Annotated in this window: 23 protein-coding genes; 15 read left to right on the top strand and 8 right to left on the bottom strand. The window is 41.1% G+C overall.

Translation table 11 applies throughout. From position 1 onward, the window contains the following. The 3 genes from AC13CS_RS06160 to AC13CS_RS06150 form a co-directional block, all read left to right on the top strand. On the top strand, positions 1-1,000 hold a 1,000-nt coding region (locus AC13CS_RS06160), incomplete at its 5' end, for a DUF4249 domain-containing protein (RefSeq protein ID WP_482888683.1). Between the two features lie 11 nt (positions 1,001-1,011). Beyond that, complete coding sequence (locus tag AC13CS_RS06155; RefSeq protein ID WP_293168567.1) at positions 1,012-2,784, top strand: hypothetical protein; 1,773 nt, start codon at positions 1,012-1,014, stop codon at positions 2,782-2,784. 38 nt (positions 2,785-2,822) lie between these two features. Further along, positions 2,823-3,266, top strand: a complete 444-nt coding sequence (locus tag AC13CS_RS06150) for a hypothetical protein (protein WP_293168565.1) — start codon at positions 2,823-2,825, stop codon at positions 3,264-3,266. Positions 3,267-3,396: 130 nt separating this feature from the next. Here the strand turns inward: AC13CS_RS06150 and AC13CS_RS06145 are convergent, their stop codons facing one another. From AC13CS_RS06145 to AC13CS_RS06130, 4 genes are all read right to left on the bottom strand, one after another. Continuing rightward, a complete protein-coding gene (locus AC13CS_RS06145) occupies positions 3,397-3,942 on the bottom strand; it encodes a cupin domain-containing protein (protein WP_482888682.1) in 546 nt (181 codons plus the stop codon). Between the two features lie 90 nt (positions 3,943-4,032). Beyond that, entirely contained in the window at positions 4,033-4,863 is an 831-nt protein-coding gene (locus AC13CS_RS06140; RefSeq protein WP_482888681.1) for a helix-turn-helix domain-containing protein, read from the bottom strand. Between the two features lie 217 nt (positions 4,864-5,080). Further along, positions 5,081-5,482 carry a DUF2267 domain-containing protein gene (locus AC13CS_RS06135; protein ID WP_482888680.1) on the bottom strand — a complete coding sequence of 134 codons (402 nt, stop codon included), beginning with the start codon at positions 5,480-5,482 and terminating at the stop codon, positions 5,081-5,083. 55 nt (positions 5,483-5,537) lie between these two features. Beyond that, complete coding sequence (locus AC13CS_RS06130) at positions 5,538-6,080, bottom strand: flavodoxin domain-containing protein (protein ID WP_482888679.1); 543 nt, start codon at positions 6,078-6,080, stop codon at positions 5,538-5,540. A 255-nt stretch (positions 6,081-6,335) separates the two neighbouring features. Here AC13CS_RS06130 and AC13CS_RS06125 point away from each other — a divergent pair, with 255 nt between their 5' ends. Continuing rightward, positions 6,336-7,013, top strand: coding sequence for a WG repeat-containing protein (locus tag AC13CS_RS06125; protein WP_293168555.1), 678 nt, complete (start codon positions 6,336-6,338; stop codon positions 7,011-7,013). A 27-nt stretch (positions 7,014-7,040) separates the two neighbouring features. Here AC13CS_RS06125 and AC13CS_RS06120 read toward each other — a convergent pair whose 3' ends face one another. Both AC13CS_RS06120 and AC13CS_RS06115 read right to left on the bottom strand, forming a co-directional pair. After that, entirely contained in the window at positions 7,041-7,223 is a 183-nt protein-coding gene (locus tag AC13CS_RS06120) for a zinc ribbon domain-containing protein (protein WP_293168553.1), read from the bottom strand. 21 nt (positions 7,224-7,244) lie between these two features. Beyond that, positions 7,245-7,646 (bottom strand): DUF302 domain-containing protein, encoded by a 402-nt coding sequence (locus tag AC13CS_RS06115; RefSeq protein ID WP_482888678.1) that lies wholly within the window; start codon positions 7,644-7,646, stop codon positions 7,245-7,247. 955 nt (positions 7,647-8,601) lie between these two features. On the opposite strand from AC13CS_RS06115, the gene AC13CS_RS06110 reads away from it, so the two are divergent. From AC13CS_RS06110 to AC13CS_RS06095, 4 genes are all read left to right on the top strand, one after another. Continuing rightward, a complete protein-coding gene (locus AC13CS_RS06110) occupies positions 8,602-9,111 on the top strand; it encodes a nicotinate-nucleotide adenylyltransferase (protein ID WP_293168549.1) in 510 nt (169 codons plus the stop codon). 48 nt (positions 9,112-9,159) lie between these two features. Next, complete coding sequence (locus AC13CS_RS06105; RefSeq protein ID WP_293168547.1) at positions 9,160-9,372, top strand: dodecin family protein; 213 nt, start codon at positions 9,160-9,162, stop codon at positions 9,370-9,372. 126 nt (positions 9,373-9,498) lie between these two features. Continuing rightward, a complete protein-coding gene (locus AC13CS_RS06100; RefSeq protein ID WP_482888677.1) occupies positions 9,499-10,137 on the top strand; it encodes a class I SAM-dependent methyltransferase in 639 nt (212 codons plus the stop codon). Continuing rightward, positions 10,134-10,544 carry an archease gene (locus AC13CS_RS06095; RefSeq protein WP_482888676.1) on the top strand — a complete coding sequence of 137 codons (411 nt, stop codon included), beginning with the start codon at positions 10,134-10,136 and terminating at the stop codon, positions 10,542-10,544. The genes AC13CS_RS06100 and AC13CS_RS06095 overlap by 4 nt, the downstream gene beginning before the upstream one ends. A gap of 47 nt (positions 10,545-10,591) precedes the next feature. On the opposite strand, the gene AC13CS_RS06090 is transcribed toward AC13CS_RS06095, so the two are convergent. Next, a complete protein-coding gene (locus AC13CS_RS06090) occupies positions 10,592-11,212 on the bottom strand; it encodes a phosphoribosyltransferase (RefSeq protein ID WP_482888675.1) in 621 nt (206 codons plus the stop codon). Between the two features lie 286 nt (positions 11,213-11,498). Between AC13CS_RS06090 and AC13CS_RS06085 the strand changes: the two genes are divergently transcribed. From AC13CS_RS06085 to AC13CS_RS06070, 4 genes are all read left to right on the top strand, one after another. Beyond that, on the top strand, positions 11,499-11,753 hold the full coding sequence (locus AC13CS_RS06085) for a hypothetical protein (protein WP_482888674.1): 255 nt from the start codon (positions 11,499-11,501) through the stop codon (positions 11,751-11,753). Continuing rightward, a complete protein-coding gene (locus tag AC13CS_RS06080) occupies positions 11,750-11,881 on the top strand; it encodes a hypothetical protein (protein WP_326278018.1) in 132 nt (43 codons plus the stop codon). The genes AC13CS_RS06085 and AC13CS_RS06080 overlap by 4 nt, the downstream gene beginning before the upstream one ends. A gap of 165 nt (positions 11,882-12,046) precedes the next feature. Beyond that, positions 12,047-12,895, top strand: a complete 849-nt coding sequence (locus AC13CS_RS06075) for a universal stress protein (RefSeq protein WP_293168535.1) — start codon at positions 12,047-12,049, stop codon at positions 12,893-12,895. 51 nt (positions 12,896-12,946) lie between these two features. Then, on the top strand, positions 12,947-14,662 hold the full coding sequence (locus AC13CS_RS06070; RefSeq protein WP_482888673.1) for an adenosylcobalamin-dependent ribonucleoside-diphosphate reductase: 1,716 nt from the start codon (positions 12,947-12,949) through the stop codon (positions 14,660-14,662). 16 nt (positions 14,663-14,678) lie between these two features. On the opposite strand, the gene AC13CS_RS06065 is transcribed toward AC13CS_RS06070, so the two are convergent. Beyond that, positions 14,679-15,059, bottom strand: a complete 381-nt coding sequence (locus tag AC13CS_RS06065; RefSeq protein WP_482888672.1) for a hypothetical protein — start codon at positions 15,057-15,059, stop codon at positions 14,679-14,681. Between the two features lie 121 nt (positions 15,060-15,180). Between AC13CS_RS06065 and AC13CS_RS06060 the strand changes: the two genes are divergently transcribed. The 3 genes from AC13CS_RS06060 (at position 15,181) to AC13CS_RS06050 (ending at position 17,311) form a co-directional block, all read left to right on the top strand. Further along, positions 15,181-15,567, top strand: coding sequence for a hypothetical protein (locus AC13CS_RS06060; RefSeq protein WP_482888671.1), 387 nt, complete (start codon positions 15,181-15,183; stop codon positions 15,565-15,567). A 170-nt stretch (positions 15,568-15,737) separates the two neighbouring features. After that, on the top strand, positions 15,738-16,529 hold the full coding sequence (locus AC13CS_RS06055; protein WP_482888670.1) for an MlaE family ABC transporter permease: 792 nt from the start codon (positions 15,738-15,740) through the stop codon (positions 16,527-16,529). Next, positions 16,529-17,311: an ABC transporter ATP-binding protein gene (locus tag AC13CS_RS06050; protein ID WP_482888688.1), complete on the top strand. Its 783-nt coding sequence runs from the start codon at positions 16,529-16,531 to the stop codon at positions 17,309-17,311. Before AC13CS_RS06055 ends, AC13CS_RS06050 begins: the two co-directional genes overlap by 1 nt. Position 17,312: the final 1 nt, after the last annotated feature.

The following is a 17,312-nucleotide window of genomic DNA, read 5'->3' as shown; positions in this document are numbered from 1 at the left end:
TGATGATGGCATCTACCTCTCCAATCAACAATTTGCGTTGGAAATGGGTGTTGGATATACCTTGGATATTACAACCAGTGATGGCAGGGAATATGCCTCTGACCCTTTAACTGTAGAGGGAACCTCGCAATTGACCAATGTGTATGCTGAAAGAGCTGTTAGCGACAGCGGAGCGGAAGGAGTGGCCATTTATGTGGATAGTCAACCCCAGCAAGGAAACACGGAATTTTATAGATATACTTTTGAAGAAACTTATAAAATAGTCTCTCCTTTTTGGGCAGGCAGTGATTTTGTGTTAACAGACTATGACCCCTGTGCTTTGCCTGTACCTACATACAATTTAGAGGTTGTACCCAAAGAAGTGGAGAACAGGGTATGTTATAATACCGTTTCTTCCACTATTATTGAACAGTTGAGTACTGCGGGAAATCCCGAAAGCAAAGTTTCCAAGCACATGGTACGTTTTATTGGTAAGGACAATTTTATTATTTCGGAACGCTACAGTATTCTGGTGCAACAACAAGTACAATCTGCCGATGCGTATTCTTTTTATGAGACTTTGAAAAGCTTTTCGCAATCGGATAATATATTTTCCCAGATACAGCCAGGAGCGCTTTATGCAAACGTGTATAGAAAGGATGGGACAAGTGAAAATGTTTTGGGGTATGTGGAGGCCGTGGGGGTGTCGGACAGGCGACTGTTCTTTAATTTTGAGGATTTTTTCCCCGACGAAGAACTACCTGCCTTTCCTTTTGATTGTTTTTTGCAATCCGTTCCTGAATCCCATCCGTCATACTGTATTCAAGAACCCGTTTCCAATCCCTGTCCACAATCCATAATAGAAAGAGTAAACATAGGGACCATTAGTTATTTTTCGGGCTACGATGAGAATTTGGTACCCTATGCATCTTGTCCTGGGCCTTACATTTTTGTTCAAAGAATTTGTGGAGACTGTACCTTGTTGGGAAGTAATGTAAAACCAGATTTTTGGATAGATTAAAAACTTAGCTTATGAAAAAACAATGGGTAATACTTATGGTTCTCGCAACGTTGTCCTTGCCCGTTCAAGCTCAATACGTAATAAGTAGTGAAGAGGAATTGGAAAACCTAAAAAGCCTACCGCAAGAAAAGGTGTATTTGCACCATACCGGTCCCATTGTGTTCACGGGAGAGTACCTACACTATGCCTTTTATTGCTTCAATGCACAGAACAATCGCGCCAGCAATATAAGTTTTGTGGGTTACGTTGCCTTGGTGAACCCACAAGGGGAATATGTGCTGGAACAAAAGGTTAGACTTCAAAAAGGTAAGTCACAAGGCGATTTCTTTGTCAATACCCATGTACCTTCAGGAAATTACAAATTGCTCGGCTATACCCAATGGATGAAAAACAACGGTATGGAGCAAGTTTTTAAGGATGATTTGGTCATTATTAACCCTTATCAAATAGATCAATCACAATTGTTGCCCGATAATTTAGAAGAGAAGGCAATAATTGGCGAAAAATTGAGTCAACCTGTGGACTCATCGGTAGTACAAATAAAATTGGAACAAGAAATTTACGGAACTCGGGAAAAGGTTGTTGTAAATCTTAAAAACTACAAAGCCCAGCTTGGTCACGGAAGTTATACCCTAAGGGTTCAAAAAAAGAGTGAAATGTTGGTGTTTCCCTCCATAAATGCCATTTCCTACGCCAACAAATATTTTAATGTAAAGGGAGCATTGGACAAAACGGTGGGCGACAGTCTTTTTCTGCCGGAACAGCGTGGAGAGCTATTGTATGGAAAAGCGACCGATGGACAGGGAATCCCTGTTTCCGATGCCAAAATGGTGGTGTCGGTTCCGGGTGAGGAGTTTCTACTAAAATTTGCCACAACGGACAGTCATGGCAATTTCTATACCTATTTGAGAAAAAATTACAAATTGGGTAGGGCCATTGTGCAAGTCGCAGAAAATGCCCAGAATGTTGAGGTTTCTCTGGGTAAAGTTCCCCATCTTGATGCTTCCCAACTGATATTTGATCAATTCCATATAAAACCAGAATATTCCGAAGCTATTGCACAACGTAGCATACACAATCAATTGGAGAATCAATTTTACTCCGTAAAACCGGATTCCATTCTTCTGGGAACCCCTGTAGACCCTTTTGATGGCGGTATGCCCGAAACCATAAAATTGGACGAGTTTACACGCTTTCGGACCTTTCAGGAGACGCTGGTGGAGGTACTCAACTATGCTGGGTATAGAAACAACCCCGATGGAAGCGATTACATCCGAATTGCCCAAGATTTTGAAACCTATAACGAAGAGGCCAATGATTTTCCTGCCATTGTGCTGTTTGATGGGGTGTACGTGCCAGATCACGAAAAAGTAAAGAACTATGATGCTAGACAAATACAATCCATCAGCTTGGTTCGAGATCAGTTTAGAATGGCGGGCAAGGATTACCAAGGCATGATGGCGGTAAAAACCATAGAAGGCGATTTTTTTGAAAACTATGCTCCCGACTACGGTATCAATGTTCCTATTGAAAAACCTATGCCCAAAAAGAATTATTATAAGCAGCGTTACACTACGGAGCAAATGGGCAAGAGAATCCCCGATTACAGAAGAGTGTTGTTGTGGGAGCCCCATGTTGAGGTAGGAGATGATACAGACTTACAATTTGAGTTCTATACCTCTGATCTTACAGGGAAGTTTGAAGTGGTTTTGGATGGATTTACCACTTATGGCAAACCAATAACCGTCTATAAAACCATTGTTGTAAAAGAAGCGAGTCAATAGTTGTATCTTTAAAATATTGATTGTTAAACTTACGAACCATGAAAAGAGCATTCCACACATTGATCATATTTATCGCTACAGTTATTTTTGGCGGTGTTGATGCTACTGCGCAAGTTCGGTTGGATGCCGAAACGGTCAACGATTTAAAAAACACCAAGCAATTTGCCATTGGGGTCAGTGATGAACGCCATTTTAAAGGCGCATTGAACATGTATGATCTTTTGATGGAAAACGGGGTAGAGATAGTCGATTACGAAGTCGTTGTTAAAGGAAAGGTAGTTGCCGAGTTGGTAAAGGGATCCAAACTGGAAACCTTTTTTCAGAAATACAAATCCAAGGTGCGCGTTAGTATATGCAGTGTGGCCATGGAAAAATTAAATGTGTCGGCGGACCAACTTATCGACGGATTGGTGCCGGTGCCAACGTGGTCTGTACGAATACTCCAACTTCAGGCCAAGGGGTATAATACATTGACGTATTAAGCTACTTTAGTGGCCGGTTAATCATTTTAAGGAGAGGAATATAGATATTCTGCCGTTGCCTCACTCATTTTTTGGTACAATAAAGTAAATGGTTGTTTCCAACAAGCATACTTGCGGTTGTAAACAATTTTCAGAGAAAAGAGATACCATGGTTTCCACATATTGTGGCGACTTTTTCAAAATCTGGCGGACCAGGAGGTAAATCGGCCAATTCCTTGAACATGATTTCAATTCCTGAGGGAAAGGCACTTGTGATCATTTTAGCCTTTTCAGTTCCAACAACTTTCCAAGAATGTGGAATATTTTTCGGGGCAAAGGCGGTGTCACCAGCTTCCAAAACCGTGGTTTTCCCATCCACCATTATTTCAACTTGTCCTTTAATTACCCTGAAAATTTCATCTTCCTTTGTGTGAACATGGGGAGGAATACCAACTCCGGGACCTACATTGTCGACCCATTCCACAATTTGACCATTGGTGTCGCTACCGACCAGTTTATGGGTCTGGATATCCCCAATAACATTCAAAACATCGCCTTCGCTGTCCTTTATGATTTTTGGGCTTGGGTTGTTGGGTGGTGTTACTTTGTTGAATAGTTGTTTGCTGTTGGCAATTCCAGGAACTAAGGCAAGCCCAAGGCCCAACCCAGAGGTTTGAATGAATTTTTTTCTGTCCATGACATTTGGTTTGTTGTTTGGATAAAAATAAGGGGTGGGAGTTATTGGAATATTGTGAAAAACACGGCTATTCCTTGGATTTTCGGAATATCAGCTTTTCCGAAGCTGGGAAGGAGTGATTCCAGTATGCTTTTTAAAGAAATAGCTGAAATAGTCGGGAGAGGAAAAACCCAGTTCGTAGCCAATCTCTTTAATGGTCTTATCCGTGAATTTCAGGTTATGCCTGGCGCGCATGACCAGTTGCTCATCTATAAGATGCTTGGCATTGATGCCCAAAACCTCCTTGACACATTCATTTAAATATTTGTCGGATATGTTGAGCTTTTTGGCGTAGTGGCCCACTTCATGATGTTCAGTAATGTTTTGGTCAATGCTTTTTTTGAATTTATAAACCAATGCAGACCTTGAATTGTTGTCCGTGATCACCGACTTGATGTTGCACTTACCGTCACAATAAACAAAAAAGGTATTTAAGAGGGAAAGTATAGCCTCTTCACGATGTTTTAAGTTAGTGCTGAGCAACTCGTCCATCATTTCAAGAATAGCTTTTATGCGTGTTTCTATACCTGGAGAAAGGTTGATTTTCGGTATTTCATTGCTGTTTAAAAGACGGACTTCAGTTATGTGGAGATTTTTGAAAGTGGGGTGGTTTAAAACACCTTTGGGAATATAAAGCACATACCCCGATGAAGTTGTAGTACCCTTCTTTAAGATTTTCCAGTCATGATCTGGGCTTAAGAAAAAAACAGCGTTCGATACATTGTTGTACAAGGTCTTGTTTATTTCAATTGCCTCAGCACCATTTTGAACCCAACAAACAGCATAGCAATCACTGTTCTGATTGGATGTTGTTTTGTGTAGAATACGTGATATTTTAAGGGTGTCTATATTCTTTTTTAAGCCGCCCAAAGTACTGCTCACTCGATTAAAATCGGTTTTTTGTTCCTTTTTAGACAGGAAGTTACATAAAAAATGAAAGAAGATTTACTTTTTGGGTTAAAGTAAAGTAGGGATTTTATTGATTGAATCAGCAAGAATCCATCCATTTGCCCATTTAGTTGGATAGTATGTAAATGAAATAATATCAATCATTTATTATGTGCGATGGAATAATATTTTTTAGGCCTTTCGGCAATATTTACCTGATATCGTCCAGTTCGCCTTGGGACACATACCTTTTTAAAAACAGAAAAGTTGTTTGGATATAGTCCTCTGCGGCATCATTATCGTAGCCAAAGTCGTTAATAGCTGCGGAGCCATCTTGCTTTTTTACGAGATCGATAAAATCCGTCAAATTCTTGACTCTGGCCCTTTTTTTGCCAATGGCCCATCCATTAACATATAGTGCCTTTATGAACATGGGCAGTTGTGCAATAAGTTGTAGGGACTCTATTGGTGAGATAATGCCCCTTAAAGCATACAATATGGACGTTAAGACCCTACCGGCTTTATCCTTGTCGTTCTCCATGGATAGCTGTTTGGCGTAGTCATTTAAAAAAGTATTTCCTTCTGCGGTGTATTGATCAAAATTGAACCCCATGGTTATAGTATTAGTGTTATAAAAATGATTTACGGTGATTCAAGCCCACCTGTCTTTACACAGTTGATTGTACATTTTCTGCGCAAAAGTTGAGGACAAACGACTTTACGTTGTCCCAATCCGTATATTCATGATCACGGGAAGTATCTGTGCTGCCTCCCTCTTTTTTTGCAATCATTCGCATGATGAGCTTTTTAAAATAGTCGTATTGGGTATATTTTAATGCTCCAGCAAAATGACGAACTTCATTGGGCTTCCATCCTGTTTTTGCGAAGAAATCCAAAGCAATTTTTTTGATTTCTTCGTGCTCCTCTTCTATGTTGGAAGCAATGGCCATGGAAACCGAGAAGAATGCGGAATGTTTTTTATTAAGAATGTCCAAATGCCGCATCACATAATTGGTCACGGAACTTTGATATTTTTGCATGTGAACAGAGGCACCTATCAATACAACCTCAAAATGGGCAGGGGAAGGAGGCTCATCCGTGGCATCTGCAATAACCACCTTGTGGTCTCCTCCCTGAAGCACTTCTTCCATAAATCTGGCAATTTTTCGGGTCTGCCCCTCACTTGTGCCATATACAATTAGGATTTTCATTTTGTCTAATTTTAGTGATTCATATTTGGGTAACAGTAATTACTTTGTGACTTCCTTTTCCATTATTTTTAGTAAGGTTAATGTACTTAAGCACGTCTGTCCACATAATTCTTGCAAGACATTTCAAAACTCCAAATAGGTATTGATCTTATCTTAAATGTAAACTTACCCCCTTGCCTTGCGTGGCACAATGATTTAGGTCATTGTTGTAGACCAGCTTGCGCACTACCTTCATATAATCTAAAAACATGAATTATGAGACTAAAATATTTGGTGGGTTTGGCTATTATGGCCATCCCATTTTTAATGGGCGCACAAACCCTTGAAACGATCAATGATCCTACAATTAAAATAAAGGAACTAACAGAAGTCGGGCCTTTCAGTGAAGGTTTGGCAGCCGTCCGAAAAGACGGTAAATGGGGCTTTATCGATATGGAAGGTAATTTAGTCGTAGATTTTAGGGATGACGTGGTATGGAATCAAAATGCGGATGAATCCCGTAATGATATCAAGGGCATCAAGTATCCGAAATTTAAAAATGGCCTATGTGCCATACAAATGATAAAGGATGAGGGAATCCCGTACTATGGTTTTATGAACACCCAAGGAAAGGTCGTAATCGAACCGGAGTATTTAAACGTTACCGGTTTTAAAGATGATAGGGCCATAGGAATCTATTGTAGAAGGACTTTCAGGGGAAAAAACGACTTCCAATTGAATATTTATGATTATGCCTTTACCGAAGTTGTGCTAAACAACATGGGTGAAATTACTTGGCCCATCAGCAAAAGAGAAGACATTTCTATGTCCAAAAGACGATACCAGACACCAAACATGACCGCATCCTTCATCTCTCCCGATCTGATACTGATAAAGACAGGTGACAATGATTTACAAATCTGCAATATCAGTGAACAAATCCAGAAACCATAAAGGAACTGGACAATGCAACGGGTACAATTATAGCGGGGTGTCACAGGAGTAGGAACTATCAAAGTTTTCCTCCCCTGCATGGATAAACCTACCTTTTTTATAGCATTTGTGACAGTATTCTGTGTTGATACTGCCATCCCGATTGGTGCCAAAATCGGTAAGGTGGTACATGGGCATGCCACAATGTTCGCAGATATTTGAAGGTTTCATGATACTATTTATCGGTATGGATCAATGATTTTCTTGAAGGGCTTCTATCACCCTCTTTAGTTTATCCCGGACCTCCTCGGCAATGCCCATCAAAGCCTCGTTGTGAACCCCCATCATCGAAGCAATGGGGTTTACCGCGGCCACTTCTATCTTGCCACCTTCGGCTTTACGCACTATAACATTGCACGGTAGCATGGTACCAATCTTATTTTCAACCTGTAATGCTTTATGGGCAAATGATGGGTTACATGCTCCCAAAATCGTATAATTGGGAAAGTGTACATCCAATTTTTGCCTCAAGGTATTTTGAATGTCAATTTCTGTCAAAACCCCGAAACCTTCATTTTTAAGGGCTTGGGTTGTTTTTTGCACGGCTTTCTCGAAAGTGGTATCGCTGAGAACGGTATTGAAATAATATTCCATTTTTATCAGAATGAATTAATTATAATGTGCCACTACTAAGGAAAATGGACGGAATTTAAATGGAAACAGGGAGCCTAAACTCCCTGTTTCTTCGAAAGGCTTGAGTTGCTTTCTGCCTTAAACTTTCTCTTCGCCATCTTATTGCTAAAATGCTTAAGAACGCTTGTTCAGTGGACAATCCAAACCTTTCTAGTTTATGCATCTTCTCAGACCATAAACATTCTATGGGGTGTTTTTTATGGAGAGGAGGACGATTCACCTCATTTGGAAACAATGTGGTTGATATTCAAATCCTCGTGCCTTAAAAACACCTTTTATAACCGTTGGCTTTTTTTCCAATTGACTATTTTTTGTAGTCTTTGAAGAAACCGGGGCATTTTAATGCCCCGGTTTCACAGAAGAAGTTATCCTATCCAACGCTCTTTTTCTTGTATAAACTACTTGTGTTTATCACTAAACGTTTTCGCAATTCCAAGAGGAGTCAAAGAATAGTTGTATCTCCTTCTGTATTTCTTACACCATTGGTTTTATCTTCAAAGAACGTATTGTATCGTAATCTTGGCACTAAATTAAGACGATTGTTGAGCTTGTGGAATGACCTGGGTCATCTTAGCGTTATTTTTCGAATTTTAACATTTTGACATCAATTTCTCCATTAAAATGATTGCCCTGAAAGGATTGATGTAAACATCCATGGCTTACAATTTAATTGACAAATTTTTAGGCACAGCGAATATTTTCCAATGACTTGGGTCAGTCCATCAAATGCTCTGTATGCCAATTTTAGCAATAATCGTACTGTTTTCAATGGATTGTAAATGAGTTGGTTAAAATGATTTAGAGTGATCTGGGTCATTGTGCGAAGAACCTATCTCTACTAGTTTTGAATGTATAGAGCGATAATTTAAAAGGATGGCTCAGCAGCCATTGAAGTATTAACAAAAACACTAAGATTATGAAAAAGATAGTATTAACCCTATTGTCCGTGGGATTCGCAATTTCTTTGCACTCCCAGATCATTAAAACGGAAGAATTGTCCGAGGTAATTGTGTATGCGACCAATTACAAGTATTTGAACAACATAGATACAGAGGAAGAAGCTTCCATACCTGTAGAAATGCTCAGAAGAAAAGTCGCAGCCTTCGATGTAAAAGATTCTGAATTCTATCAGGATGACTATGATCTGTACAACATCAATTTCTTTATCCCGGAAGGAAAAATCCTTGCCGCCTACGACAAAGACGGTAAAATCATCAGAACTGCCGAGAGGTTTAAAAACATTAACCTGCCAAATTCCGTAAAGAAGGCCATCTTGGATAGGTTTCCGGAATGGACCATTAGCAAGGATGTTTACCGGGTTACTTATCACAACGAAAAGGGCGTTTCCAAAAAATACAAATTGAAACTGGAAAATGGAGATAAGACGCTGCGGGTAAAAGTGGATGAAAAAGGTGAGTTTCTATAGAAATCGGGGTCGTCTTTGGCCTAATTATTAAACAATAAATCAATCGTTATGTCAGTATTAAAAGTCGTTGAAATTATGGGAAACTCAAAAGAGAGTTTTGAGGATGCCGTAAACAACATTGTCAAGGAGACATCAAAAACAGTGAGGAACATCAAGTCTGTTTATGTGAAGGACATGCAGGTTTGTGTAAAAAACAACCAAATTTCCGAATACCGTGTGAATGCAAAGGTCACTTTCGGAATAGATGGGGATAATTCCTAGTTAGTCGGTTTTGTTTGTATGGTCCGTGCCGGTCTCTTGGCTTCGGACCATATAATTTGTAAGGGTTGACCTGTATTATTGTGGCCGGTGCAACCAATAACTGAATTTTTTAAAAAACAATGAGCTATGGCAACTACAGAAGTATTTGATGAACACGTATCGCAATACGAACAATGGTACGAGGACCATCCCGAAGTGTACCAATCCGAAATATTGGCATTGCAGGAGCAGTTTTTGGAGCTGCCCCAGAACATAAGGGGCATTGAGGTAGGTCTGGGCACAGGAAGGTTCTCCGAACCTTTGGGTATCAAGGAAGGAATTGAGCCTTCGGTGGAAATGGCAAAAAAAGCGTTTGACAGGGGCGTTGAGGTTATGAAGGGAAAAGCAGAGCACCTGCCCTATGCCGCCATGCAGTTTGATTTTGTGCTCTTCGTTACCATTTGTTACTTCAAAAACCTTAAGAAAGCCCTTTCCGAAGCGTATAGGGTGTTAAAGTCCGATGGAGCTATAATTATAGGTTTTTTGGATAGAGATCAAAGTGTTGCAAAAGCGTACATGAACAAAAGAGATCGAAGCAATTTTTACAAAACGGCCACTTTCCATTCGGTTGACCAAGTGGAACAATTGCTCAAAAATGTAGGCTTTAGGAACTTGAAGTATAACCAAACCCTTTTTGGAGATCTTGAGGACATAGAGGAAATACAAATACCCAAAAACGGCTACGGAACGGGGTCTTTTGTCACCGTTAAAGCGGTTAAGCCATGAATGGGTCGGTAAAATATAAGACAGAAATTGAGATAAAGATCTTGGCACCTTCGCTAGAAGTACTTTTAAGGGATAATCTTGGAATCATGAACGATATCTTGAAAAAGGGAGGATGTGACAAAGCGGGTCATTTTGACTGTCAAATGTGTACGGAGATTTCCACCGATAATGCCACCGACCTCTTGATCGATTTCCTCTCAGATACTCTTTCCCTTACCTATATGCAAAAAATCCTTTTCTGTAATGTTTATTTTGCCGAGCTTTCGGAGAATAGCATCTCGGCCGAGTTATATGGCAAATGGTTGGGTGGTTTTGATGAAAGGATAAGAGGGGTTTCTTATCTCGGCACCCATGTAAAAAGGAATGAAGAAAATGTTTGGGAAAGCCATGTTACTTTTGATATGTAGATGAGTGGCCAAATGTATCATTTAATTGAATGTCACATTTCCAAAAATTAACTCGTATGCCTCAACAATTCTGAGGCCTCTTCTTCTGAGACCTGTTCAAATTCCGAATAGAACTGCCCAACGGCATGAAAGTTATGGGGAGTGGTCAGGCAGATTACCTCATCAATGTATTTATAATCCTGAAGGTTTTGGATGGCACCCAGAGGGGCTACAGGAACGGCCACTATGGTTTTTTGTGGATGCTGGTTTTGGACCAACTGGGCTGTTATTTTTATGGTATTGCCGGTGGCGATACCATCATCCACAATAATAATGGTCTTGCCCTTCAAAGATATGGGCTCTCTGTTCCGGTGGTACGTTTCAAATCTACTTTGTAGTTTTTTACGGATTCGTTCCGTTTCTTCAGTGATGTAACTTTTGGCCACTCCATGGTCATTGGTGAGAACCACATTTTCCAAGCTTACCGCCCCAATGGCGTATTCCTTGTTGTAGGGGTGTCCAATTTTTTTGGAAAGGGCTACATCCAGCGAGGCATTTAGGGCTTTGGCAATGATGACACCCAAGGGAAGCCCACCTTTGGGTATGGCAAGTACCACTACATTCTGATTTTTGTATTTTTCAAGCCTTTCTGCCAATTGCAGAGCGGCATCTTCCCTGTCTCTAAACATGATTTTCTCTTTGCTTGAAATTTATAGATTCTTACAACATTGGAATTTTAAGCATTACCCCCATAAATGGGGAGCAAAAAATGTCTTACACCGCGTCTTGCCCAATTTAAACTGAAAGTTAGGGCAAAGACCTGCCCACATCAATGACATTGGTCACTCACGGTAGTTATTCTGGGGTGATTAAGGTCATTTTCAAAGTGCATCCCAGCCATTATTTTTATTGAATCATCATCCTAAAAAGTGAACAAAGTGTACATACATTGTAGTTAACAGTTGCCCAAAAACCATGAAAGAGTTGAATTCCCTATTGAACAGTATTACCATGTTGACCCATACCATGGAATCGCAATACCCTGAACTGTACCACTTTTTGGACGAAGACCCCGTTACCCCTCCTGTGTTGACCCATCCCAATGTTGGTAAAGAGGCCTTGGAGGACTATCTACAAAGTTTACAAGAACTGTTGGAGCATCATGTAAAAACCCATAATTATGGTATCCGTCCAACACAAAAAAAAGAACATCAAAAAAGGAAAACATGAAAGTGAAATGGTACAAAATAGTGGTTTGGATATTGATCGGTGCCTTGGTTCTTTTCTTTTTACTTGCAGTTTGGTACAAGAATATGTATGCGATGGACGCTGCGGAACCATACGCGATGTATTCATAAACTTTTGACAAGAAACTGCTTATTGCAACACAGAGTAGTACTTTCAAGGATTCTCTGGTTCGCAAAAAACAGATAATGTGCGGTAAGGTTTTGGAAATGACCTAAGTCATGGTTTGGTCGCTTCTTATATTCTAATTTTGGTGGACATTTCCAAATAGATGTAATATGAAAAAGGTATTGCTTCCAACTGATTTTTCCCAAAATGCAAAAAATGCCATTAGCTATGCTTTAAAGCTATATAAGGATACACCATGTACCTTTTACTTATTGCACGCTTATGGCATTCCCGTGTACAGTATTGAAAATTGGACGATGGATTCCCACGAAACAAACCCGATAGCCCATTACCAAAAGGAAACAATGGATCAACTAAATGCATTGAAACAAGAACTGGAAGCTGACCATGCAAACCCCAAGCACCAATTTGTATTGCAAGGAGCCTTCAATCAACTCGTGGATGAAATAGGGGAAGTGGTAAAAAAAGAAGGAATAAACTTGATTGTGATGGGAACAAAGGGGGTCACGGGAGCCAAGGAATTGCTGTTTGGCAGTAATACCGTCCATGCTATTAAAAAAGCAAAATGCCCACTTATAGCAGTCCCTGGGGAATTTAAATACGAGAGCCCGAAGCAAATCCTATTTCCTGTGGATTTTGAGGTTGATTATGATAAAAAAATAATTGAGGAACTTCTTTATTTGGCAAGTGAAAATAAGGGGAACATCAATATCCTGCATATTTCAACCGGTAATAGTATGACAGAATTCCAGATGAAGAACAAGAAAAAGCTCGAACAACTTTTAAAACCACATACCTATATATTTCATGAAACACCTGTCAATGGGGTTATAGAGGGTATCAATGACTTTCAAAAAAAGAACAAAATCAACCTTTTGGCCATGATCATGAACAAGCATACTTTTTTGGAAAGCTTGTTCATCCGGCCGGTTATCAGAAAAATAGGTATGCATCTCAATATCCCTTTTATGGTTTTGCCCCATCTCGAAGGAAAGTAACCACAAGGCATGTTTTTCCATCATAATTGAGTGGGAATATTTCAACATACCATGAAACGAACAACCAATGCACAGCAGTTGCTCCAGGCAAGGTACTTGCTCAGGAACCCTTCGGGAAAAATTATTGAAACGCCCCATGGGCTTTTTAAGAGAGTAGCCAAACATGTTGCAAGTGTAGAGGAGAAGAATAAAGCCGACTGGGAGGGTACATTTTACGATTTGATGGTCAATCTCCACTTTTTGCCCAATTCACCGACCTTGATGAACGCAGGATTGCCCAAAGGACAGTTGAGTGCATGTTTTGTGCTTCCGGTAGAGGATAGCTTGGACGGTATTTTTAGCACCCTGAAGAGCACTGCCCTGATTCATCAAAATGGAGGGGGTACAGGGTATAATTTTTCAAAGCTTCGGCCCCACGGAGACAGAATTGTATCTTCCGGAGGGACCTCTTCGGGTCCCATTGCCTTTATCAAAATATACAACACGGCCACGGAGCATGTAAAACAAGGCGGTAAAAGGAGAGGAGCCAATATGGGAATCCTAAATGTGGACCATCCGGATATTGAAGCATTCATTTTGGCAAAATCCGAAGGCAATACACTTCAAAACTTCAATCTTTCCGTGGGTATCACCGATAATTTTATGAAAGCGGTAAGCGCTAATGCGGATTGGAACCTGATCAACCCAAGAACGGGAGAAGTAACAAAAGCCATCAGGGCGAAATCCTTATGGGGACTGATTGTTTCCCAAGCATGGAAAACTGGGGATCCTGGGCTTATTTTTTTGGATACGATCAATAAACATAACCCAATCCCCGACCAAGGTATTATCCAAAGCACCAATCCCTGTGGGGAAGTGCCCCTTCTTGAATATGAAAGCTGTAATCTGGGTTCTTTGAACCTTTCCAAGATGCTCAAATCAGAAAAGGGTAAAAGAAGGGTTGATTGGGATATGCTCAAAAAGACCATTGAGGGCTCCATGAGGTTTCTGGACAACGTAATTTCAGTAAACCACTATTTACTGCCCGAGATTGAGACCCAGACCACAAATACCCGGAAGGTGGGACTGGGCGTGATGGGCTGGGCGGAAATGTTGGCCCGATTGGAAATTCCCTATGCCTCTGAGGAAGCTGTCAAACTGGGAGAAAAAATCATGTGTTTCATTCAATCAAAAAGTTATGCTGTATCCGAATCCCTTGCAGGGGAACGAGGAGTATTTCCCAAATGGTCAAATAGCGTTTTCCATCCAAACAGACCCATGAGAAATGGAACCTGTAACAGTATTGCTCCTACGGGAAGCATCTCGATCATCGCAGATACTTCATATTCCATAGAGCCCTTGTACGCCATTGCATATCGTCGTGTTGGGATTATGGGGAACAAAACCCAAACAGAAATCAATTCCGTTTTTGTAGAAAGTATGGAGGCACTTGGGCTATGGACGGAAAAGTTGAAAGCAGAGGTATTGGAAACGGGAAGTGTTCAGCACTCGAAAATGGTTCCAAAAGAGCTCAAAAAGTTGTTCGAGACCAGTTTGGAGATACCCTGGCAATATCATTTGCGCCACCAACGTGCCTTTCAAAAATATACGGACAATGCCGTGTCAAAGACCATAAACCTGTTCAAAGAAACCACAGAGGAAACTGTTTCGGAGATATATTGGACCGCTTGGGAATATGGTTTGAAGGGAATCACCATATACAGGGATGGCAGCAAAGCGGACCAAGTTTTGCAAGCCTGTAGGCTGAACAGGAGTCCCAATTGCTGAAGAAGCTGTAGGTGATTTATTTGTTCCTTCTCCCAACACTTCTATTGCTTCGTCCCCTGTCCGCATTATTCTGATCGTGATACCGCCTAATATCATCCTCGTAGTAATTCCTGATGCGTTCATACCTAGATCGGTTCAAGTCTTGTGTTCGGTACCGGGGCGGCAATACTTTTCTCCTTAACCATACCCCACCATCCAAATAAATGTAAGTTCTGGCAGATAAATCGTAATAAATGCTCAATTCCGGGAAATAAACATATCGTACCGTCTCCACCCTATTTGGGTAAAACCAGGGTGGGGGAGGGTCTGCCAAATTGTGCGAAACCAACACTGGACTACAGCCCTGCACTGCCATAAACAATAGGACAATTGCTGTGTATGACCAAATTCTCTTCATGATATTTTCATTTAATAAGACAAAGTAATGTAAAGGATAGTCCCAGAAAAATGACCCAGATCATTCCATGAAAGCATGGGATAGGATAGTTTTGGGATAGAACATTAAGTGGTTAATTATCATGGAAAAAGTAATCATAGACAACAGTGACCTGCATTTTGAACACAAACAGTGGGATTCCGAACTTGCCTTTTGGAAAGATGAGTTGAAATCGTTCAACCTTCGTTTGGATGAATTGGTAAACCGATGGACCAAAAAGGAGGTGCTCCAAAAATTGGAACACTACCAAAACGAGTTCATGCTCCACAATGGCGTCATCGAAAAGCTTCAGGAAGAAATACAAATCCATGAAACAAGCATAGCGGCCCAAGAAAATACAGGCAGGCCCGCACTGGATACCATTCTGGTCAAAAATCATTCTGATTTCCGAAAGAAAATGGAAGAACAGCGACAGATCTATGCAGATTTGAAGAAGGAATTCTTTAGATTCTTGTCACAGTACATGTAAAAAGTAACGGCTTGTCATGGCCGCAGTTCCATGTATGGACAAAATTTGGGTTGTATTTGCTGATGGATGGAAGTTCCAATGCTTCATAAAAGTAGTTGACCTTCAACCTAGATGACAGATTTTATGATAACCGTCATTTCAGCACCCGTTTTGCCAAGCTATTTTTGAGTATGGAAGACTTGGCAATTCCCATGAAAATTATGGAAAGGACCAAACTTTTTTTTAAAGAGGTGGGTAGCCTTTCACATTTTGCAGGCCGTTTTTTTAAACAGGCCCTGAACCCTCCATTCGAATTCAAGGAATTGTTGAGGCAATGTTACCAAGTGGGGAACAGGTCCCTGCTCTTGGTGATGGCCACAGGTTTTATCATCGGTCTGGTACTTACCTTACAATCTAGGCCTACACTCATAGAATTTGGGGCTGTTTCCTGGATGCCCAACATGGTAGGGATTTCCATAGTCCGTGAAATTGGCCCCGTGATCACCGCCCTGATCTGCTCGGGCCGGATTGCTTCAGGTTTTGGTGCAGAACTCGGTTCCATGCGGGTCACGGAGCAGATAGATGCCATGGAGGTTTCGGGCACCAATCCTTTCAAATATTTGGTGGTAACCCGTATTTGGGCCGCTACGCTCATGCTTCCCTTGCTGGTCATTTTTGGGGATTTGGTAGCCCTTTATGGTTCCTCGCTTGTGGAAAACATGAAAGGGGATGTTTCCTTCAGATTGTATTTCAACACGGTTTTTGATGCACTCTCCTTCGGAGACCTGGTACCAGCGACCATCAAGTCCTTTTTCTTTGGATTTGTCATTGGGCTAACGGGTTGTTACAAAGGATATAACTCGGATAAGGGAACCGCAGGGGTGGGCATTGCGGCAAATTCGGCCGTGGTCATGGCATCCCTGCTGTTGTTCGTTGTAGATTTCATTGCTGTTTTTGTTTCTGATATTTTTTATGAGCTATGATGGAAAGACAAGAGCAAATTGAAACAAGGACCGATTTTGGAACCAATGGGAACCAAGTCATCAAGATCAAAGACCTCCACATCAGTTTTGGGGACAACCATGTGCTAAAAGGGTTCAATATGGTTTTGAAGAAGGGGGAAAACTTGGTGGTTATGGGAAAATCCGGTTCGGGCAAGTCCGTGCTGATCAAGTGCATGGTAGGGCTTATCACTCCAGATCAGGGCTATGTGGAAGTGCTGGGAAAGGACATCAGTACCCTGGACCAGCATGCTTTGGATGAACTCCGCTCCAATATCGGGTTCCTTTTTCAAGGGAGTGCCCTTTATGACTCCATGACGGTGCGGGAAAACTTGGAATTTCCCATGCGAAGGCACAGGAATAAATTTGGTGCAGAACAAGATACGCTTCCGTATGTTATGGAAGCCTTGGAAAATGTGGGTTTGGCCCACACCTTGGATTTGATGCCCGCTGAATTATCGGGAGGAATGAAAAGACGGGTTGCTTTGGCCCGAGCGATTATTTTAAGGCCAAAATTGATCATGTACGATGAGCCCACCAGTGGATTGGACCCCATAACAGCAAAGGAAATCATCGAGTTGATGCGGAACATCCAAAAAAAATATGGCACCTCGGCTTTGATCATTACCCACGATGTGGATTGTGCAAGGGTCGTTTCGGAACGGATGGTCTTGCTGGTGGATGGAACAAATTATGCCGAAGGCACCTACCGGGAACTGTCGGCATCGTCGGACCCTATGGTAAACGCATTTTTTAAAAAGTGAT

The sequence above is a fragment of the Flagellimonas sp. B-3 genome, assembly GCF_056857835.1.
This window is presented reverse-complemented; position numbering and strand designations above follow the sequence as displayed.

Excerpts from the sequence above, each read along its gene's own strand:
- AC13CS_RS06155 (WP_293168567.1), top strand. The coding sequence starts at position 1,012 with ATGAAAAAACAATGGGTAATACTTATGGTTCTCGCAACGTTGTCCTTG.
- AC13CS_RS06150 (WP_293168565.1), top strand. The coding sequence starts at position 2,823 with ATGAAAAGAGCATTCCACACATTGATCATATTTATCGCTACAGTTATT.
- AC13CS_RS06145 (WP_482888682.1), bottom strand. The coding sequence starts at position 3,942 with ATGGACAGAAAAAAATTCATTCAAACCTCTGGGTTGGGCCTTGGGCTT.
- AC13CS_RS06135 (WP_482888680.1), bottom strand. The coding sequence starts at position 5,482 with ATGGGGTTCAATTTTGATCAATACACCGCAGAAGGAAATACTTTTTTA.
- AC13CS_RS06130 (WP_482888679.1), bottom strand. The coding sequence starts at position 6,080 with ATGAAAATCCTAATTGTATATGGCACAAGTGAGGGGCAGACCCGAAAA.
- AC13CS_RS06125 (WP_293168555.1), top strand. The coding sequence starts at position 6,336 with ATGAGACTAAAATATTTGGTGGGTTTGGCTATTATGGCCATCCCATTT.
- AC13CS_RS06120 (WP_293168553.1), bottom strand. The coding sequence starts at position 7,223 with ATGAAACCTTCAAATATCTGCGAACATTGTGGCATGCCCATGTACCAC.
- AC13CS_RS06115 (WP_482888678.1), bottom strand. The coding sequence starts at position 7,646 with ATGGAATATTATTTCAATACCGTTCTCAGCGATACCACTTTCGAGAAA.
- AC13CS_RS06110 (WP_293168549.1), top strand. The coding sequence starts at position 8,602 with ATGAAAAAGATAGTATTAACCCTATTGTCCGTGGGATTCGCAATTTCT.
- AC13CS_RS06105 (WP_293168547.1), top strand. The coding sequence starts at position 9,160 with ATGTCAGTATTAAAAGTCGTTGAAATTATGGGAAACTCAAAAGAGAGT.
- AC13CS_RS06100 (WP_482888677.1), top strand. The coding sequence starts at position 9,499 with ATGGCAACTACAGAAGTATTTGATGAACACGTATCGCAATACGAACAA.
- AC13CS_RS06095 (WP_482888676.1), top strand. The coding sequence starts at position 10,134 with ATGAATGGGTCGGTAAAATATAAGACAGAAATTGAGATAAAGATCTTG.
- AC13CS_RS06090 (WP_482888675.1), bottom strand. The coding sequence starts at position 11,212 with ATGTTTAGAGACAGGGAAGATGCCGCTCTGCAATTGGCAGAAAGGCTT.
- AC13CS_RS06085 (WP_482888674.1), top strand. The coding sequence starts at position 11,499 with ATGAAAGAGTTGAATTCCCTATTGAACAGTATTACCATGTTGACCCAT.
- AC13CS_RS06080 (WP_326278018.1), top strand. The coding sequence starts at position 11,750 with ATGAAAGTGAAATGGTACAAAATAGTGGTTTGGATATTGATCGGTGCC.
- AC13CS_RS06075 (WP_293168535.1), top strand. The coding sequence starts at position 12,047 with ATGAAAAAGGTATTGCTTCCAACTGATTTTTCCCAAAATGCAAAAAAT.
- AC13CS_RS06070 (WP_482888673.1), top strand. The coding sequence starts at position 12,947 with ATGAAACGAACAACCAATGCACAGCAGTTGCTCCAGGCAAGGTACTTG.
- AC13CS_RS06065 (WP_482888672.1), bottom strand. The coding sequence starts at position 15,059 with ATGAAGAGAATTTGGTCATACACAGCAATTGTCCTATTGTTTATGGCA.
- AC13CS_RS06060 (WP_482888671.1), top strand. The coding sequence starts at position 15,181 with ATGGAAAAAGTAATCATAGACAACAGTGACCTGCATTTTGAACACAAA.
- AC13CS_RS06055 (WP_482888670.1), top strand. The coding sequence starts at position 15,738 with ATGGAAGACTTGGCAATTCCCATGAAAATTATGGAAAGGACCAAACTT.
- AC13CS_RS06050 (WP_482888688.1), top strand. The coding sequence starts at position 16,529 with ATGGAAAGACAAGAGCAAATTGAAACAAGGACCGATTTTGGAACCAAT.